This window comes from Duganella sp. Dugasp78, from assembly GCF_059491455.1.
In genome coordinates, this window is the sequence record NZ_CP168506.1 from 3,016,243 (window position 1) to 3,031,902 (window position 15,660).

At 63.4% G+C, this 15,660-nt stretch carries 16 protein-coding genes; 5 read left to right on the plus strand and 11 right to left on the minus strand.

Annotated features, from left to right (window positions below; translation table 11 throughout):
* Positions 1 to 2 precede the first annotated feature (2 nt).
* Together waaC and waaA are read left to right on the plus strand one after the other, a co-directional pair.
* Positions 3 to 1,010, plus strand: coding sequence for a lipopolysaccharide heptosyltransferase I (waaC, locus tag ACEN9O_RS13385; RefSeq protein WP_495618017.1), 1,008 nt, complete (start codon positions 3 to 5; stop codon positions 1,008 to 1,010).
* 2 nt (positions 1,011 to 1,012) lie between these two features.
* Positions 1,013 to 2,302, plus strand: a complete 1,290-nt coding sequence (gene waaA / locus ACEN9O_RS13390) for a lipid IV(A) 3-deoxy-D-manno-octulosonic acid transferase (protein WP_495618018.1) — start codon at positions 1,013 to 1,015, stop codon at positions 2,300 to 2,302.
* 101 nt (positions 2,303 to 2,403) lie between these two features.
* Here waaA and ACEN9O_RS13395 read toward each other — a convergent pair whose 3' ends face one another.
* Together ACEN9O_RS13395 and ACEN9O_RS13400 are read right to left on the minus strand one after the other, a co-directional pair.
* Entirely contained in the window at positions 2,404 to 3,474 is a 1,071-nt protein-coding gene (locus ACEN9O_RS13395) for a patatin-like phospholipase family protein (protein ID WP_495618019.1), read from the minus strand.
* A gap of 110 nt (positions 3,475 to 3,584) precedes the next feature.
* Entirely contained in the window at positions 3,585 to 4,139 is a 555-nt protein-coding gene (locus ACEN9O_RS13400) for a cytochrome b (protein ID WP_495618020.1), read from the minus strand.
* A gap of 202 nt (positions 4,140 to 4,341) precedes the next feature.
* Here ACEN9O_RS13400 and ACEN9O_RS13405 point away from each other — a divergent pair, with 202 nt between their 5' ends.
* Both ACEN9O_RS13405 and ACEN9O_RS13410 read left to right on the plus strand, forming a co-directional pair.
* Positions 4,342 to 4,782: an antitoxin PaaA2 family protein gene (locus tag ACEN9O_RS13405; RefSeq protein ID WP_495618021.1), complete on the plus strand. Its 441-nt coding sequence runs from the start codon at positions 4,342 to 4,344 to the stop codon at positions 4,780 to 4,782.
* Positions 4,783 to 4,785: 3 nt separating this feature from the next.
* Positions 4,786 to 5,061 carry a type II toxin-antitoxin system RelE/ParE family toxin gene (locus tag ACEN9O_RS13410; protein WP_495618022.1) on the plus strand — a complete coding sequence of 92 codons (276 nt, stop codon included), beginning with the start codon at positions 4,786 to 4,788 and terminating at the stop codon, positions 5,059 to 5,061.
* Positions 5,062 to 5,472: 411 nt separating this feature from the next.
* On the opposite strand, the gene ACEN9O_RS13415 is transcribed toward ACEN9O_RS13410, so the two are convergent.
* The 9 genes from ACEN9O_RS13415 to ACEN9O_RS13455 form a co-directional block, all read right to left on the minus strand.
* Entirely contained in the window at positions 5,473 to 6,426 is a 954-nt protein-coding gene (locus ACEN9O_RS13415; RefSeq protein WP_495618023.1) for a M48 family metallopeptidase, read from the minus strand.
* Positions 6,427 to 6,443: 17 nt separating this feature from the next.
* A complete protein-coding gene (locus ACEN9O_RS13420) occupies positions 6,444 to 7,136 on the minus strand; it encodes a lysophospholipid acyltransferase family protein (protein WP_495618470.1) in 693 nt (230 codons plus the stop codon).
* Positions 7,137 to 7,203: 67 nt separating this feature from the next.
* Complete coding sequence (gene gmhB / locus ACEN9O_RS13425) at positions 7,204 to 7,770, minus strand: D-glycero-beta-D-manno-heptose 1,7-bisphosphate 7-phosphatase (RefSeq protein ID WP_495618024.1); 567 nt, start codon at positions 7,768 to 7,770, stop codon at positions 7,204 to 7,206.
* Positions 7,771 to 7,785: 15 nt separating this feature from the next.
* Positions 7,786 to 9,894, minus strand: coding sequence for a glycine--tRNA ligase subunit beta (gene glyS / locus ACEN9O_RS13430; protein ID WP_495618025.1), 2,109 nt, complete (start codon positions 9,892 to 9,894; stop codon positions 7,786 to 7,788).
* 14 nt (positions 9,895 to 9,908) lie between these two features.
* Positions 9,909 to 10,826: a glycine--tRNA ligase subunit alpha gene (glyQ, locus tag ACEN9O_RS13435; RefSeq protein WP_495618026.1), complete on the minus strand. Its 918-nt coding sequence runs from the start codon at positions 10,824 to 10,826 to the stop codon at positions 9,909 to 9,911.
* A 91-nt stretch (positions 10,827 to 10,917) separates the two neighbouring features.
* Complete coding sequence (lnt, locus tag ACEN9O_RS13440) at positions 10,918 to 12,489, minus strand: apolipoprotein N-acyltransferase (RefSeq protein WP_495618027.1); 1,572 nt, start codon at positions 12,487 to 12,489, stop codon at positions 10,918 to 10,920.
* Complete coding sequence (locus ACEN9O_RS13445; RefSeq protein ID WP_495618028.1) at positions 12,489 to 13,373, minus strand: CorC family transporter; 885 nt, start codon at positions 13,371 to 13,373, stop codon at positions 12,489 to 12,491. The genes lnt and ACEN9O_RS13445 overlap by 1 nt, the downstream gene beginning before the upstream one ends.
* An 89-nt stretch (positions 13,374 to 13,462) precedes the next feature.
* Positions 13,463 to 13,927, minus strand: coding sequence for an rRNA maturation RNase YbeY (gene ybeY, locus ACEN9O_RS13450; protein WP_495618029.1), 465 nt, complete (start codon positions 13,925 to 13,927; stop codon positions 13,463 to 13,465).
* Positions 13,911 to 14,984, minus strand: coding sequence for a PhoH family protein (locus tag ACEN9O_RS13455; RefSeq protein ID WP_495618030.1), 1,074 nt, complete (start codon positions 14,982 to 14,984; stop codon positions 13,911 to 13,913). The genes ybeY and ACEN9O_RS13455 overlap by 17 nt, the downstream gene beginning before the upstream one ends.
* Before the next feature lie 150 nt (positions 14,985 to 15,134).
* Here ACEN9O_RS13455 and ACEN9O_RS13460 point away from each other — a divergent pair, with 150 nt between their 5' ends.
* Entirely contained in the window at positions 15,135 to 15,473 is a 339-nt protein-coding gene (locus ACEN9O_RS13460; RefSeq protein WP_495618031.1) for a hypothetical protein, read from the plus strand.
* The last annotated feature ends 187 nt before the right edge of the window (positions 15,474 to 15,660 follow it).

Below are 15,660 nucleotides of genomic sequence, written 5' to 3' on the forward strand. Positions count from 1 at the left end.
GCATGACGGCGCAAGCGGGCGGTCGCAAGCCGCTGAACATTTTGCTGGTGCGCGTCTCCTCGCTGGGCGACGTGCTGCACAACCTGCCGATGGTGGCCGATATCGCCCGCCATTTCCCGGACGCGAACATCGACTGGGTGGTGGAGGAGGGCTACGTCAGCCTGGTGCGGCTCAACGCGCGCGTGCGCACCATCATTCCGTTTGCGCTGCGGCGCTGGCGCAAGAGTCTCGGCAAGCCGGAGACGCGCGCCGAGATCAAGGGCTTCTTCCGTACGCTGCGCCAGCAGCAGTACGACTATGTATTCGATACGCAGGGATTGCTCAAGACCGGCATCATCATGGGCGCGGCCCGGGTGGTGAAGGGCGGCCGCAAGGTCGGCCTGGCCAATGGCAGCGAAGGCTCCGGCTACGAGGGCATCTCGCGCATCTTCCACAACCTGAGTATACCGACCGATCCGCGCACGCACGCGGTGGCGCGCGGCCGCCTGGTGGCCGGCGCGGCGCTGGGCTACGCGGTCGACACGCCGGCCGATTTCGGCCTGCCGGAAGTCTCGGCCAGCGAGCCGCGTCCGGACTGGATGCCGGCCGGGCCTTACGCCGTCTACTTCCACGGCACCGCGCGCGATCCGAAGAAGTGGGCGCCGGAGAACTGGATCGCGCTGGGTCGCGAACTGGCGCCCATGCCCATCCTGCTGCCCTGGGGCTCGCCGAAGGAAAAGGCCGAGGCCGAAGTGCTGGCCGCCGGCTTGCCGAACGCGCGCGTGCTGCCTAAATTGTCGATGGCCGATGCGATGCTGCTGGCGCGTCACGCCGGCCTGGTGATCGGCGTCGATACGGGACTGACCCATATCGCTGCTGCCTTCGTGCGGCCGACGGTGGAGATCTACGCCGATTCGCCGCGCTGGAAAACCGAAGGCAACTGGTCGCCGCGCATCATCAACCTGGGCGATCGCGGCGCGCCGCCGTCGGTGGCCGAAGTGCTGTCCGCGGCCCGCAGCCTGCTCGCATAACTATGCGTATTTTCTATTCCGTGATGTGGTGGCTGGCCTTGCCGCTGGTGCTGACCCGCTTGTGGCTGCGCGGCCGCAAGGAGCCGGGCTATCGCCAGCATTGGGGCGAGCGGCTGGGCTTTTACAGCGGCGCCTCCTCCTCTGTACAAACGCTGTGGGTACACGCCGTGTCGGTGGGCGAGACGCGCGCCGCCGAGCCCTTGATCGACGCCCTGCTGGCCGAGTATCCGCACAGCCGCATCGTCCTCACCCACATGACGCCGACCGGCCGCGCCACCGGCAAGACGCTGTTCGCCAGACATGGCGCGCGACTGGTGCAATCGTATCTGCCGTATGACACGGCGACGATGGTGGACAGCTTCATCAAACATTTCAAGCCTGCGGCCTGCATCCTGATGGAGACCGAGGTGTGGCCGAACCTGATCGCCGTGTGCGGCAAGCGTGGCGTGCCGGTGGTGCTGGCCAATGCCCGCTTGTCGGAGCGCTCGCTGCGCAGGTCGCGCCGTTTCGGGGCCTTGCTGGTGGACGCCGCGCGCGGCATCTCGCTGGTCGCCGCGCAGACCGAGGCCGATGCGCAGCGCGTGCGCTCGCTGGGTGTGCAGCGCGTCGAGATCACCGGCAGCATCAAGTTCGACGTGGTGGTGCCCGATGCGGCGCTGGCCATCGGCACGGCGCTGCGCGGCGTGATCGGCGGCCGGCCGGTGCTGCTGTGCGCCAGCACGCGCGAGGGCGAGGAGGAGCTGATACTCGATGCCTTCCGCCGCGAGCGTGCCGCGTTGCCGGCCAAGGTATTGCTGCTGATCGTGCCGCGTCATCCGCAGCGCTTCGATGAAGTGGAGAAGATGGTCGGCGCCCATGGCCTGAACCTGCAGCGCCGCAGCAAGCTGGCGCTGGACGGCGGCGATGCCGTGCTGCCGGGTTTTGTCGATGTGCTGCTGGGCGATTCGATGGGCGAGATGTTCGCCTACTACGCGGCCTGCGATGTGGCCTTCGTCGGCGGCAGCCTGCTGCCCTTGGGTGGCCAGAACCTGATCGAGCCGGCGGCGTTGGGCAAGCCGGTGCTGATCGGACCTCACACCTTCAATTTCGCGCTGGTGACGGAAGATGCGCTGGCGGCCGGTGGCGCGCAACGCGTGGCCGATGCGGCGGAGCTGATGTCCGTCGCAGGGCGTTTGCTGAACGACGAAGCGGCGCGCGCGGCGATGGGCCGCAACGCGCTGGCCTTCGCCAACCAGCATCGCGGTGCCACGCGCCGCACGCTGGCACTGTTGCCTGCGTTGATCAAGACCTAGGATTCCCGTCGTTCCCGCGCAAGCGGGAACCCATACGTCGCCTGCTCATAGCCTCGGCATGGATTCCCGCTTGCGCGGGAATGACGAAGCGGCGTGGCGCTTTAACCCGCCAGTTCCGTCTCTTCAGCGTAACGCAGCACGGTGGAGTGCTGGCGGCAGAAGCGCGTCGCCGCCTTGTAGCCGATATCGAACAGGAATTGCATGTTCGAGGTCGACCAGTCCATCGTGTTCGGCATATGGTCGTCCGGCACGGCGGCCATCAACTCCAGCTTGAGCAGGCGGCGTTTCGGCAGGCCGGTCTTGCGGTCGGTGTTGTGTTCCAGCTCGAACAGGCGGATCTGGTTCTGCGAAATCTTCACCAGCGGCGTGATCATCGAACCGACCCAGGCGTCGTACAGGTTGCGCGGCTTGCGCAGCAGGCGTTCGTCGCCGAGGATGTCGAGCACGATCAGTGTGTCGGTGTCGTGATGATCGCCTTTGCCTTCGATGAAGGGATCGAAGTTCAGCGTCTCCAGTGCGGCGCCTTCGATGTAGTCCTCGCCGTCGATTTCAGTCGGCGCATACAGGAAGGGGAAGGACAGCGCGGCGCGCACATGTTCGGCCTTGATTTCGTGCTTGTTCCAGATCGTCATGCGATGCTGGTTCAGGTTGTAGGCGTTGATGTAGAACTCCGGCTTCATGCTGGCGATGGCGGAGAAATCGACCGCGCCTTCCAGGAACGGCGCGTGCGCGCACAAACCCAGGCTCTTGGCGGACAGGTTGGACGGCGACATGGTCGACATTAACAACTGGGTCCAATCGGTCCACGGCACCTGGCCGAAAACATTTTGCATCGCACCAAACACCGGATGGCTGTTGGTTGGCGCGAAGGCGTTGCGGAAGGCGTCCGCCTCCTGGCCTGGTTTGTGGAAGATCTTGTAATTCACCGGCATCATCTTGTAGATGCTGTCGGAGACGCCGGTATCGGCCCAGCGTTTCAGCGCTGCGCGGGGCGAGCCTTCCAGTGGCGCCGCGTACAGCAAGCCCATCAGAACACCCGCTCCCGAGGCGGAAATCACGTCGAATTCGACTTCCTGGTCGAGGAAGGCAGCCAGCGCGCCGGCGATCAGAGGCGAGTTCGGCGCGCCTCCACCCAAGACCAGGCCGGTCTTCTTTTTCATGGTTTGTTGCATCAGATTTATCCTTTATGCGGCAGTGCAGCACAAGTTATCACGATAAATGCCGTGCGGCAACTTTTATTATGAAATGAAGGATATTTGAGGAACGGATAACTGATTTGTCTTTATGTTGACTCGGGCGGCCGGCCCAGCATGCGCTTCAGGGTAGCGTCCTTGTCGAGCAGATGATGTTTGAGCGCGGCGGCGGCGTGCAGCACAATCAGCGTCAGCAGCAGATAGCCGAGGAAACCGTGCATCGTCTGGCCGATGTCGGACCAGCGGGCGCTGAGCGGCACGGCCTGGCCGGCGACTTCGTGGCTGGGGAAAATCTGCCAGTCGAAGACGCCGAAGCCATGGCCGCTGGCGCCGGAATAGAGCATGCCGGTCAGGGGCAGCACGACGGTCAGGATCAGCAGCACCACATGCGCCGCCACGGCGGTCACATGCTCCAGCCGCGACATCGGGCGCACCGGCTGAGGCAGCCCGTTGCGCCAACGCCAGGCCAGCCGCGCCAGGATCGCCACGAACGCCAGCAGGCCTATCGATTTGTGGATGTCGTACAGATGCCAGGATTCCGTCTCGACCATGTAGATGCCGAGCGCGATCAGGCCAATGATGGTGGCTGCCACCAGCCAGTGCAGAACGATGGTGGTGCGGCTGAATTTTTGTAAGGTGTCCATCGTGACACGGTACGGCGGCGTTGTGGAAACGTCAACTGGTTTTGGTCGGGCGCGATACCACTTACCTGGATGCCTTTAGGAATAAGGCCTGCTTCTCGTGCGCGTCGATCGAACAGGCGAATTGGTATTGACGCGAATCGGGTTGAAACCAGAGCATCTTGCTATACTCAAAGACCGATGAATACCATCGTGTGGAGGCAGTATGGAGACGACGTTCAAGCCCATAGATCAAACCGGATTGATGGAATTGTTGGCGGCGCAAAAATCTCGAGTGGCGCGCGCATACGGTTTGAAAGAAGGATGGCATCTGGTCGTTCATCATGGCAGAACAGCGAAGGCACTCGCTGCAGACGATGGTAGTTTGCGAATATTTGCGACGCTGGAGGCCTTGGACGATTATCTTCGCGATCATGGAATACCTTACTTCTTGGTCGACGTTGGGAAACTTGACCGGACCAGCAATGATCCTGCGGTTGCAGAGAGACTGCGTGAGGCTCAAAAAAACGAAGAACATAATGCGTGGTTTCGCCAGCAAGTGCAGGAGGCGCTGGACGATCCTGGTCCGAGCATTCCCCATTCAGTTGTAGAGGAAAAATTCGCGGCGCGACGCGCCGAGCTGTTAAAGAAGCTTTCCAAGGTCTGACCCATGATCGCGCACTGGACGGCTCGTGCAGTGCGGGACAGGGAACGCTTATTCGATTTCATTGAGTCGCGTAGCATTCAAGGCGCGATCTCGACGGATAGGAAAATTGGGCGAGCAGCAGAGCTGCTTGCTGACTTTCCGACGCTGGGCCACAAAGGCCGAATAAAGGGAACGTTTGAATTTCGCGTCGCGGATCAAATTGTGTTGGTATATCGGGTTCGGCCGAAGTTGCAAGTAATGGAAATCGTGCGGCTCATCCACACACGTCGGGACTCATAACGGTCAAGCTTGAACGTTCGTCGAATATGCGATCACCGAGAGAGAAGGTGTACGCCCAGCTTGGTCGTAGGTAAGGAATGGAAATGAGGTTTTGCTTGCAAGAGGTTTGACTTCAGAGCCAATTCTCTGCTCCATTTCCTCCTGAACTTTTTTATGCAAAGCGAACACTGATTAAGTTGTTGAGCCAGCTTGGTACGTCATTTTGGGCTAGCAGTCCTCGTAATGCTATTGCTCCGGCGCGTACAAGTTCGGCTGAATTTTTCTTGGTGGCGAGATCGTCCCCAGCGATATCTAATATTAGGTCGTGCGCGGATTGCATAAGAACCGCGTGCTTTTCCTTAATCACGCGGGTGAGCAAGTCGACACTTCCATTTGAACTCATAGGTTCGGCCTTTGTAGATTCCTACGATATCAGGGGAACAGCACCGGCAGCTCCTGCGCGCGCTTGCGCAGCAGGTTCTTGGCTTCCTCGTATTCGGGATAGATCAGGCCCACCGTGCTCCAGAACTGCGCGCTATGGTTCATCTCCAGGATGTGCGACAACTCGTGCGCGATCACGTAGTCGATCAGCGGCTGCGAGAAGTGGATCAGCTTCCAGTTCAGGCGGATCTTGCGGTCCACCGTGCACGAGCCCCAGCGCGTGCCGGCCGACGACAGGCCGAACGAGTGATAGCGTACCCCCAGCCGCTCCGCAAATATGTCGAGCCGCTGCTCGAACAGCACCTTGGCCTCCTGCTGGTACCAGGCCTTCACGCGCTCCTTGAGCAGGGTCTCGGTGGCGCCGGGCACCAGCACCATGGACAGCTCGCGTGTGGCCGGGTTGTAGCTGCTGCGATTGCGTCCGCCCACCAGCAACCGCAGCGTGATGTCGGCACCCAGGTAGGGCAGCTGCGCGCCGTCCACCCATTCCACCGGCGGCTTCTCCAGCCGCGCGGCGCGGCGTTCGCGGCGCTCTTTTAGCTTGCTCAGTATCCAGTGCTGCTTGGTGCGGATGGCGTTGTCGATTTCGGCGATGCTGATGCGCTTGGGCGCGGTCACACGTAGGCCGTCGTCGTCGATCATGAAGCCGATCGAGTGGCGGGTCGAACGGCGCAGCGAATATTCGAGTACAAAATCGCCCACCAGCAGCTGGCGCTTGGGGATCTGGTCCGACGGCGGCGGCGTTTGCGCGCGCGGCTTGACCGGCACGGCGGTCTGCGGCGGTGCGACGTAGGGCGAAACGGGAGGAGGGGTATTCGAGGTGGGCGAGGTCGGAATCGACCATACGGGTGCGGTGTACACCGGCTTGACGGAAGCCTGCGACTGCGCCTCCCGTCCGAACAGGTCCAGTTGGCTGGCGTCGTCTTGCGGCGACGCCGGCTTCACCAGCGTGGCTAGATCATCTAGCCAGCGTTGTAGGCGTGGGGCGAAATGACGCGCATTTCTGATTCTATCCAATTTTCCACCTGTTGCATCATGCTGTCCGGGGTCTGGCCTTCCGGCGAAATCGGTTTGCCTATCGATACTGTAACAAGGCCGGGCCGCTTGATGAAAGAATTTTTTGGCCAGCACTCGCCGGAGTTGTGCGCGATCGGTACAACCACCGCGCCGGTCTCGATGGCCAGCCGCGTGCCGCCGCTCTTGTACTTGCCGGCCTTGCCGACCGGGATGCGGGTCCCTTCCGGGAACATGATAATCCATTGGCCGTCGGCCAGGCGGCGCTTGCCGTGGCGGACCACGTCCTGGAAGGCGTACTTGCCCTGCTTGCGGTCGATCGGGATCATGCGCAGCAGCGCCATCGCCCAGCCGAAGAAGGGGATGTACAGGATCTCCTTCTTGAACACGAACACCAGCGGACGTGGCATGTTAGGCAGCAGGAAGATGGTCTCCCATGCCGACTGGTGCTTCGACAGCACGATGGCCGGCGCATCCGGGAAGTTCTCGGCGCCCTTGATTTGGTAGCGGATGCCGCAGATGACCTTGAGGCACCAGATCATGAACACGTTCCAGCGTCCGGTGATGTAGAAGCGCTGGTTGTACGGCAGCGGTGCGGCCAGCAGGCATACGCAGGCCCAGACGATGGTCGATACCACCATGACGATGGTGAAAATCAGGGAACGCAGAAACAAGACGGGATGACCCAATGCAGACTCCAAAAACTGTTTAGCTAACGATGTGCAGCGCCGGCGGGGCGCTGGTTTTCAGCAGGTGGTTGACCATCGCGGCGAGGTCGGGGAACACCATGGTGCCGGGCGGCAGTCCGCCGGTGGCCTGGGTTTTCTCGCCCTTGCCGGTCAGGACCAGGTAGGGCACGCAGCCGCTGACATAGCCGGCCTGCAAATCGCGCAGCGAATCGCCGACGGTCGGCACGCCTTTCAGGCTGATTTTATAGCGCTGCGAGATTTCCGTGAACATGCCCGGCTTCGGCTTGCGGCAATCGCAGCTGTCGGCCGCGGCGTGCGGGCAGAAGAAGATGGCGTCGATGCTGGCGCCCACTTGCTGCGCCAGGTTGTGCATCTTCTGGTGGATCGCGTTCAGGACCGACATGTCGAAGAACTCGCGCGCGATGCCCGACTGGTTCGACGCCACCACCACGCGATAACCCGCCTGGTTCAGGCGGGCGATCGCTTCGAGCGAGCCGGGCACCGGGATCCACTCGGCCGGCGACTTGATGAAGTCCGGCGAGTCGTGGTTGATGACGCCGTCGCGATCGAGGATGATCAGTTTCATGGACGGCCCACCCATTTAGGCCGCCAGCTTCGAAATGTCGGCCACGCGGTTCATCATGCCGTGCAGCGAAGAGAGTAAGGCCAGGCGGTTGTTGCGCAGGGCGACATCCTCGGCCATCACCATCACGTCGTTGAAGAAGGCGTCGACTTCCTCGCGCAGCTGCGCCAGCGTTTTTAGCGTGCCGGCGAAATCGCCCTTATTGAAGGCGGCGTCGATTTCCGGCAGCACCCGCACCACGGCGGCGTTGAGGTTCTTCTCGGCGGCGTCCTGCAGCAGCGCGACGTTGACGCCGCTGTTGCCAGCGGCGGCCAGCGCTTCCTCGTTCTTCTTCAGGATGTTGGTGATGCGCTTGTTGGCGGCGGCCAGCGAGGCCGATTCCGGCAGCGCGGCGAAGGCTTGCACGGCCTCCAGGCGCTGCACGATGTCGTCCAGGCGGTCCGGGTTTTGCGCCACGACTGCCTCGATTTCGTTAGGCGAGAAGCCACGCTCACGCAGGATGCCGCGCAGGCGGTCGATCATGAAGGTGTAGACATCTGCCGACGGATCCTTGAAGCCCGCCACGGAGGCGAACAGCTGCGCGGCATGCGACAGCAGGCCGGAGATCGACAGCGGCAGGCGCTTCTCGATCAGCATGCGCAGCACGCCCAGCGCGTGGCGGCGCAGCGCGAACGGGTCCTTGTCGCCTGTGGGCGCCAGGCCGATGGCCCAGATGCCGACCAGGGTTTCGAGCTTGTCGGCCAGCGCCACGGCGGTGCCGGTGACGGTGGACGGCAGGGCATCGCCGGCGAAGCGTGGCTGGTAGTGCTCGGACGCGGCCAGCGCCACATCTTCCGGCTCGCCGTCGTTGCGGGCGTAGTAGGTACCCATGATGCCTTGCAGCTCAGGGAACTCGCCGACCATCTCGGTGACCAGGTCGGCCTTCGACAGCCTGGCGGCGCGGGTGGCCAGCGCGGCGTCGCCGCCGATGGCGCCGGCGATGAAGGCGGCCAGCGCGGCCACGCGTTCGCCGCGTGCGGCCTGGGTGCCCAGCTTGTTGTGGTAGACGATTTTTTCCAGCAGCGGCAGGCGCGATTCCAGCGTCTTCTTCTTGTCCTGCTCGAAGAAGAACTTGGCGTCGGACAGGCGCGGACGCACCACGCGCTCGTTGCCGTCGATGATGGCGGTCGGCGTGGCGGTGGCGATGTTGGAGACGATCAGGAAGCGCGAGCGCAGCTTGCCGTTGGTGTCGGTCAGCGCGAAGTATTTCTGGTTGGTCTGCATGGTCAGGATCAGGCATTCCTGCGGCACGGCCAGGAACTCTTCCTCGAACTTGCACTCGTAGACCACTGGCCATTCGACCAGCGCGGCCACTTCGTCCAGCAGGGCTTCAGGCATCAGCACCTGGTCGGCGCCGGCCTTGGCCAGCAGTTCGGCGCGGATTTTCTCTTTGCGGTCTTCGACGCTGGCCAGTACCTTGCCTTCGGTTGCCAGGGTGGCGGCGTAGCTGTCGGCGTTGGCGATGGTGATCATGCGCTGTCCGGGAGCGGTCAGGAAGCGGTGGCCTTCGCTGACGTTCGACGCGGTCAGTCCCAGCAGGGTCAGTGGCAGCACGGTGGCGCCATGCAGCGCGACCAGGCTGTGGGCCGGACGCACGAACTGCACGGTGGCGCCGTCCGGACGCTGGTAGCTCATCACTTTAGGAATCGGCAGCTTGGCGACCGAGTCTTCCAGCGCGGCCTGCAGGCCGGCTTGCAGCGCGCTGCCGGCCGCGGTGTAGGTGTAGAAGAAGCTTTCGGCCTTGCCGTCCTGCGCGCGTTCCAGATCGGCCACGGTCAGGTTGGGGAAGCCCAGCGCGGCCAGTTTCTTGGCCAGCGGCGGCGTGCCGTTGCCGGCGGCGTCCAGCGCCACCGACACCGGCAGCACTTTTTCGCGGATCGACTTGTCCGGCGAGGTGGCGCGCACCTTGGTGATGGAGACGGCCAGGCGGCGCGGCGAGGCGAACGAGGTGGTGACGCTGTCGGCTTCCAGGAAGTCGCGCGATTTCAGGCCGTTGACGATGCCGTCCGCGAAAGCCTTGCCCAGTTTGGCGAGCGCCTTCGGCGGCAGTTCTTCGGTCAGCAGTTCGATGAGCAGAGTTTGAGTCATATTATTTATACAGTTTATTCAGCGGCGGCGACAGCGGCGGCGGGTGCCATAGGGAAGCCCAGGCGTTCACGCGAATCGTAGTAGGCTTGCGCGACCAGGCGCGACAGGGCGCGCACGCGGCCGATGTAGGCGGCGCGTTCGGTCACGGAGATGGCGCCGCGCGCGTCCAGCAGGTTGAAGCTGTGCGAAGCCTTCATGATCTGCTCATACGCAGGCAGGGTCAGTTGCAGCTCGATCAGGCGCTTGGCTTCCGATTCGTGGTTGTTGAACTGGACGAACAGCAGCTCGGTGTTCGAGTGTTCGAAGTTGTAGGCCGACTGTTCCACTTCGTTCTGGTGGAAGACGTCGCCGTACTTCAGCGTTTTCGTCTCGCCGTTTTCTTCCCAGGTGGTCCACACCAGGTCATACATATTCTCGACGCCCTGCAGGTACATCGCCAGACGCTCGATGCCGTAGGTGATCTCGCCCAGCACCGGCTTGCAATCGAGGCCGCCGACTTGCTGGAAGTAGGTAAACTGCGTCACTTCCATGCCGTTCAGCCAGACTTCCCAACCCAGGCCCCAGGCGCCCAGGGTCGGCGATTCCCAGTCGTCCTCGACGAAGCGGACATCGTTCTGCTTCAGGTCCAGGCCCAGCGCTTCCAGCGAACCCAGGTACAGGTCCAGGATGTTTTCCGGCGCCGGCTTCATCACCACCTGGTACTGGTAGTAGTGCTGGCCGCGGTTAGGGTTCTCGCCGTAGCGGCCATCCTTCGGGCGGCGCGATGGCTGCACGTAGGCCGCGCGCCAGGGCTCCGGGCCGATCGCGCGCAGGAAGGTGCCGGTGTGGAAGGTGCCGGCGCCCACTTCCATGTCGTAGGGCTGGAGCAGGGCGCAGCCTTGCTTGTCCCAGTAGGTTTGCAAGGTCAGAATAATTTGTTGAAATGTCAGCATCTTGTTTGGTCGGTGGCGCAGCCCGGAGGCGCGCGGTTGCAGTTTCGCTAAAGGGGCAATTTTAGCGGGTTTTACAGGGAGCCTGTAGAGATTAAGCGGCTTTAGGCTGGTTTTTTGCGCGCCGGGCCCCAAACCAGGCGCCGGCCAGCGACAGTGCTGCCAGCACCAGGAACAGCTTGTTCCCCCACAGGATATACGGGGTGCTGCCGGCCATGCCCTGCACCGAGGCCGCCAGCGCGCCATAGGTGTTGACGGGCAGCTGCTGGACCACCTTGCCGTCGCCATTGATGATGGCGGTGGCGCCGGTGTTGGTCGCCCGCAGCATCGGGCGGCCGGTCTCCAGCGTGCGCATCTGCGAGATCTGCAGATGCTGGGGGATGGCGATGGTGTCGCCAAACCAGGCCAGGTTCGAGACGTTGAGCAGCATGGTGGCCGGTTTCTGGCCCTGTGCCGGGTTGTTCAGCTGGTCGGCGATCTCTTCGCCGAACAAGTCTTCGTAGCAGATGTTGGGCAGCACGCGCTGGTCCTTGATCGCGAACGAGGGCTGGATGTCGCGGCCGCTGGTCTGGTCGCCCAGCGGGATCGACATCAGGTTGACGAACCAGCGGAAGCCGAACGGAATGAACTCGCCGTACGGCACCAGGTGGTGCTTGTCGTAGCGGTAGTAGCTCGACCCCAGGCGCGACGGAATGCCGATCACGCTGTTGAAATAGGCGGTCTGGCTGTCGGCCAGCGGGATGCCCAGGATCAGGTTGCTGTTGGTCTTGTTCAGGAACTGGGCGATGCCGGGCAAATAGTCCGGCGGCAGCTGCTGCGGCAGCATGACGATGGCCGTCTCTGGCGTGGCGATCAGGTCCGCCGGGGCGGCCGTGATGGCGTCCTGGTACAGCTTGAGCGCCGCCATCACATGGGCGCCGTTGAATTTCTCGTCCTGCGGGATGTTCCCTTGCAGCAGGCGCACCGAGATTGGCTTGCCTTCCGGGTAGGTCCAGTGCAGCAAGCCCAGCGCGACGCCGGCCACCGGAATGGCGACGATCAGCGCGGCCGCACGCAGGCGGGTGCGGTGCAGCAGCAACAGCAGGGCGCCGGCGATCACCGCCGCCAGCCAGCCCAGGCCGTACATACCGATCAGCGGCGCGAAGCCGGCCAGCGGGCTGTGGTTGTGGGCGTAGCCGGCCGACAGCCACGGGAAACCGGTGAACAGCCATCCCCGTATCCATTCGAACAGCGACCACATGGCCGGCAGCACCAGCAGGTTGGCGGCTGGCAGCGGCAGCGCCCAGCGCTTGCGCAGCCAGGCCGCGCCGCCCATCGCCAGCGCCACGTAGAAGCCCATGGCCCAGGCCAGCAGCAGCACGGCGGTGGCCGCCAGCGGCGCCGGCATGCCGCCGTAGGTGTGAAGGGAAACGTAGAGCCAGTGGACGCCGGCGGCGGTCCAGCCGAAGCCGAAGGCCCAGCCGATCAGGCCGGCGGCCTTGACGTCGCTGCTGCGCAGCACCTGGTAGAACAAGGTCGCCAGGCCGAGGATCTCCAGCGGCCACCAGCCGAACGGCGCGAAGGCGAACACGCACAGCGCGCCGGCCACGGCGGTGATGGTCATGCGGCCGCGGGTGGAGCGTTGCGGCTTCGGCGGATCGTTCGGATTGGCGCGGCGAAAGCGCATCAGGCGTCGTCGCCGGCTTCGGCGGCGGGCGGCAGCTTTTCCACCAGCAGCACGTGGATCTGGCGGGCGTCGGCGCGCAGCACTTCGAAGCGCAGGCCGTCCATGTCGAACACGTCGCCCTTGTGCGGCATGCGCGCCAGGTGCTTGGCGACCAGGCCGCCGATGGTGTCGACGTCGTCGTCCGGCAGCGCGGTGTCGAGTTCCTCGTTGAATTGTTCGATCTCGGTCAGCGCCTTGATGCGCCAGCGCGGGCCGTGCACGCCCTCCTTGATCGACAGGATGTTGTCTTCTTCCTCGTCGAAGTCGTACTCGTCCTCGATGTCGCCGACGATCTGCTCCAGCACGTCCTCGATGGTGATCAGGCCGGCCACGCCGCTGTACTCGTCGACCACGATGGCCATGTGGTTGTGGTTGGCGCGGAAGTCGCGCAGCAGCACGTTCAGGCGTTTCGATTCGGGGATGAAGATGGCGGGGCGCAGCATGTCGCGCACGTCGAACGATTCCTCGGCGTAGTAGCGCAGCAGGTCCTTGGCCAGCAGGATGCCGATCACCTTGTCGCGCTCGCCTTCGATGGCGGGGAAGCGCGAGTGGGCGGTGGCCAGCACCTGCGGCAGCCATTCCTCGATCGGCTTGGAGATGTCGATGACGTCCATCTGCGAGCGCGGGATCATGATGTCGCGGGCGGACAGGTCCGACACCTGGAACACGCCTTCGATCATCGACAGGGCGTCGGCATCGATCAGGTTGCGTTCGTGGGCGTCGTGCAGAACTTCGAGCAGTTCCGCGCGGTTCTCTGGCTCGGGGGAAATCAGTGCGGTCAGGCGTTCAAACAGCGACCGATGGGGTTTGGCGTCAGTCTTGACGCCACTAGAGTGCTCTTGCATAGGAGGCGTGAGCCGTTGTTTCGAAGGGGTATAGGATACACGAAATGGGGTGGCATAGCCTTTTTTGTCAAAAAGGCAGCGCCTGCCGCTCAGTCGGCGTAGGGATCGGCGTAGCCGAGGCCGGCCAGGATCTCGGTCTCGATGCCTTCCATTTCGGCCGCTTCCTCGTCGTCCATGTGGTCGTAGCCCTGGGCGTGCAGCACGCCGTGGACGATCAGGTGGGCGGCGTGTTCTTCCACGGTTTTCTTTTGCTCGGCCGCTTCCTGTTCCAGCACGTCGGTGCAGAGGATGATGTCGGCCTGGGTCGGCGCGTCGTCCGGCAACTCTTCGCCTTCGTTGTAGGCGAAGGTCAGCACGTTGGTGGCGTAGTCCTTGTCGCGGTAGTCGCGGTTCAGGGTGCGGCCTTCCCCGGCGTCGACAAAGCGTATCGTCAGCTCGGCCGGTGCGAACAGCGCGGCCTGCACCCAGCGGCGGATCTTGGGACGGGTGATGGATTCCTGCAGGCGGGCGTCGGGATATTGCACCGACAGCGTCAGTTTATTTTTTGCGGACATTTTTGAGGGCCGTGGCTTTGAGGAGGGGAGCGATTTCCGCTTCGTGGTTGTGCGCCGTTTCGTAGGCGTCGACGATGCGCGCCACCAGCGGGTGACGCACCACGTCCTCGCTGTTGAAATGGCTGAAGGCGATGCCGCGCACCTCTTTCAACACCTGGATGGCGTCGACCAGGCCGCTCTTCTGGCTCTTGTGCAGGTCGACCTGGGTGACGTCGCCGGTGACCACGGCCTTGCTGCCGAAGCCGATGCGGGTCAGGAACATCTTCATCTGCTCGACGGTGGTGTTCTGGGCCTCGTCCAGGATGACGAAGGCGTGGTTCAAGGTGCGGCCGCGCATATAGGCCAGCGGCGCGATCTCGATCACCTGCTTCTCGAACATCTTCTGCGTGCGGTCAAAGCCCAGCAGGTCGTACAGCGCGTCGTACAGCGGACGCAGGTAAGGATCGACCTTTTGCGCCAGGTCGCCCGGCAGGAAGCCCAGGCGCTCGCCCGCCTCGACGGCCGGACGGGTCAGGATGATGCGCTTGACAGCGTCGCGTTCGAGCGCGTCGACCGCGCAGGCCACCGCCAGATAGGTTTTGCCGGTGCCGGCCGGGCCGACGCCGAAGCTGATGTCGTGCTCCAGGATGTTGCGCAGGTAGCGGATCTGGTGCGGCGTGCGGCCGCGCAGGTCGGCGCGGCGGGTCTTGAGGATCGGGCTGTTGATGTCCGGCTCGACAAACGGCGCCTCGACCACGCGCGGCTGGTCCGGCGCGGACGGCGCGGCGCTGACGGCCGCGGCCAGGCCGGCGCGCTGTTCCACCAGGGCCAGCTGCACCTCCTCGATCGGCACGATCTTGTTGGCGACCGCGTAGAACTGTTCGAGGATCTGCACCGCCCGTTCGGCGTTGTGGCCGCTGACGATGAACTTCTCGCCGCGACGGAAAATGGTGACGTCCAGCGCGGCGGAAATCTGGCGCAGGTTTTCGTCGAGGGGGCCGCACAGATGGGCCAGACGCGCGTTATCGAGCGGTTCCGGAACAAAGTAGTGCGGCTGGACTGGGGTTTTGGTTTTCAATGGGATGCTTTATCAGAGAGGCCGGCAGTGCCGGCACAGGCAATAGTTTAACGTAATTTGCCGCCGCCAGACGCGATAGGGCTTGATTTCAGGCACCTGAGCTTCTACAGTGAAAGAGTAGCCTGCCGGCAATTCCTATTGGAGGGTTTCATGGCGGCCAATGCGATTTCGTCCTCGCGCATCAGCACCCCGCTCGACAGCGTGCAGGCGGCCAACCAGCGCGAGACCCGTGCCAACCGCGATCAGCAGCGCGCCCAACAGGCGAGCTCTGCCGAGAGCGTCGCGCGCGAACAGCGCAGCAACGTCGCCGAGCGCGCGGTGCAGACCCGGGTGGAAAAGAATACCGACACCCAGCGCACCCGCGCCCAGGCCAGCGACGACGCCACCACCCTGCAACGGCGCGCCGCCCAGGCGGCCGACAAACACGCCGAACAGGATCGCCGCCAGAGCGAGAAAACCCTGGGCCGCCACATCGATACCAGCGCCTGATTTACCCCCGCCCTCCGCCTGTAAAGACGAACTTGCTTTGTGTAACAGTTTCCTACAAGTTCTTGCGTGCGACACCCTCCAGCCCCATGTGATGAAATAGCATTGTTGCTAAGGTTTCTAGCCAGTGATTGATGTCGAACAATCTTCGCTCGACGGAAAGCGGCGGAAACAAGCCCTTTTAAGCATA

What these genes read in the sequence shown, in the direction of transcription:
- waaC (WP_495618017.1), top strand. Translation starts at nt 3, where the DNA reads ATGACGGCGCAAGCGGGCGGTCGCAAGCCGCTGAACATTTTGCTGGTG.
- waaA (WP_495618018.1), top strand. Translation starts at nt 1,013, where the DNA reads ATGCGTATTTTCTATTCCGTGATGTGGTGGCTGGCCTTGCCGCTGGTG.
- ACEN9O_RS13395 (WP_495618019.1), bottom strand. Translation starts at nt 3,474, where the DNA reads ATGCAACAAACCATGAAAAAGAAGACCGGCCTGGTCTTGGGTGGAGGC.
- ACEN9O_RS13400 (WP_495618020.1), bottom strand. Translation starts at nt 4,139, where the DNA reads ATGGACACCTTACAAAAATTCAGCCGCACCACCATCGTTCTGCACTGG.
- ACEN9O_RS13405 (WP_495618021.1), top strand. Translation starts at nt 4,342, where the DNA reads ATGGAGACGACGTTCAAGCCCATAGATCAAACCGGATTGATGGAATTG.
- ACEN9O_RS13410 (WP_495618022.1), top strand. Translation starts at nt 4,786, where the DNA reads ATGATCGCGCACTGGACGGCTCGTGCAGTGCGGGACAGGGAACGCTTA.
- ACEN9O_RS13420 (WP_495618470.1), bottom strand. Translation starts at nt 7,136, where the DNA reads ATGGTGGTATCGACCATCGTCTGGGCCTGCGTATGCCTGCTGGCCGCA.
- gmhB (WP_495618024.1), bottom strand. Translation starts at nt 7,770, where the DNA reads ATGAAACTGATCATCCTCGATCGCGACGGCGTCATCAACCACGACTCG.
- glyS (WP_495618025.1), bottom strand. Translation starts at nt 9,894, where the DNA reads ATGACTCAAACTCTGCTCATCGAACTGCTGACCGAAGAACTGCCGCCG.
- glyQ (WP_495618026.1), bottom strand. Translation starts at nt 10,826, where the DNA reads ATGCTGACATTTCAACAAATTATTCTGACCTTGCAAACCTACTGGGAC.
- lnt (WP_495618027.1), bottom strand. Translation starts at nt 12,489, where the DNA reads ATGCGCTTTCGCCGCGCCAATCCGAACGATCCGCCGAAGCCGCAACGC.
- ACEN9O_RS13445 (WP_495618028.1), bottom strand. Translation starts at nt 13,373, where the DNA reads ATGCAAGAGCACTCTAGTGGCGTCAAGACTGACGCCAAACCCCATCGG.
- ybeY (WP_495618029.1), bottom strand. Translation starts at nt 13,927, where the DNA reads ATGTCCGCAAAAAATAAACTGACGCTGTCGGTGCAATATCCCGACGCC.
- ACEN9O_RS13460 (WP_495618031.1), top strand. Translation starts at nt 15,135, where the DNA reads ATGGCGGCCAATGCGATTTCGTCCTCGCGCATCAGCACCCCGCTCGAC.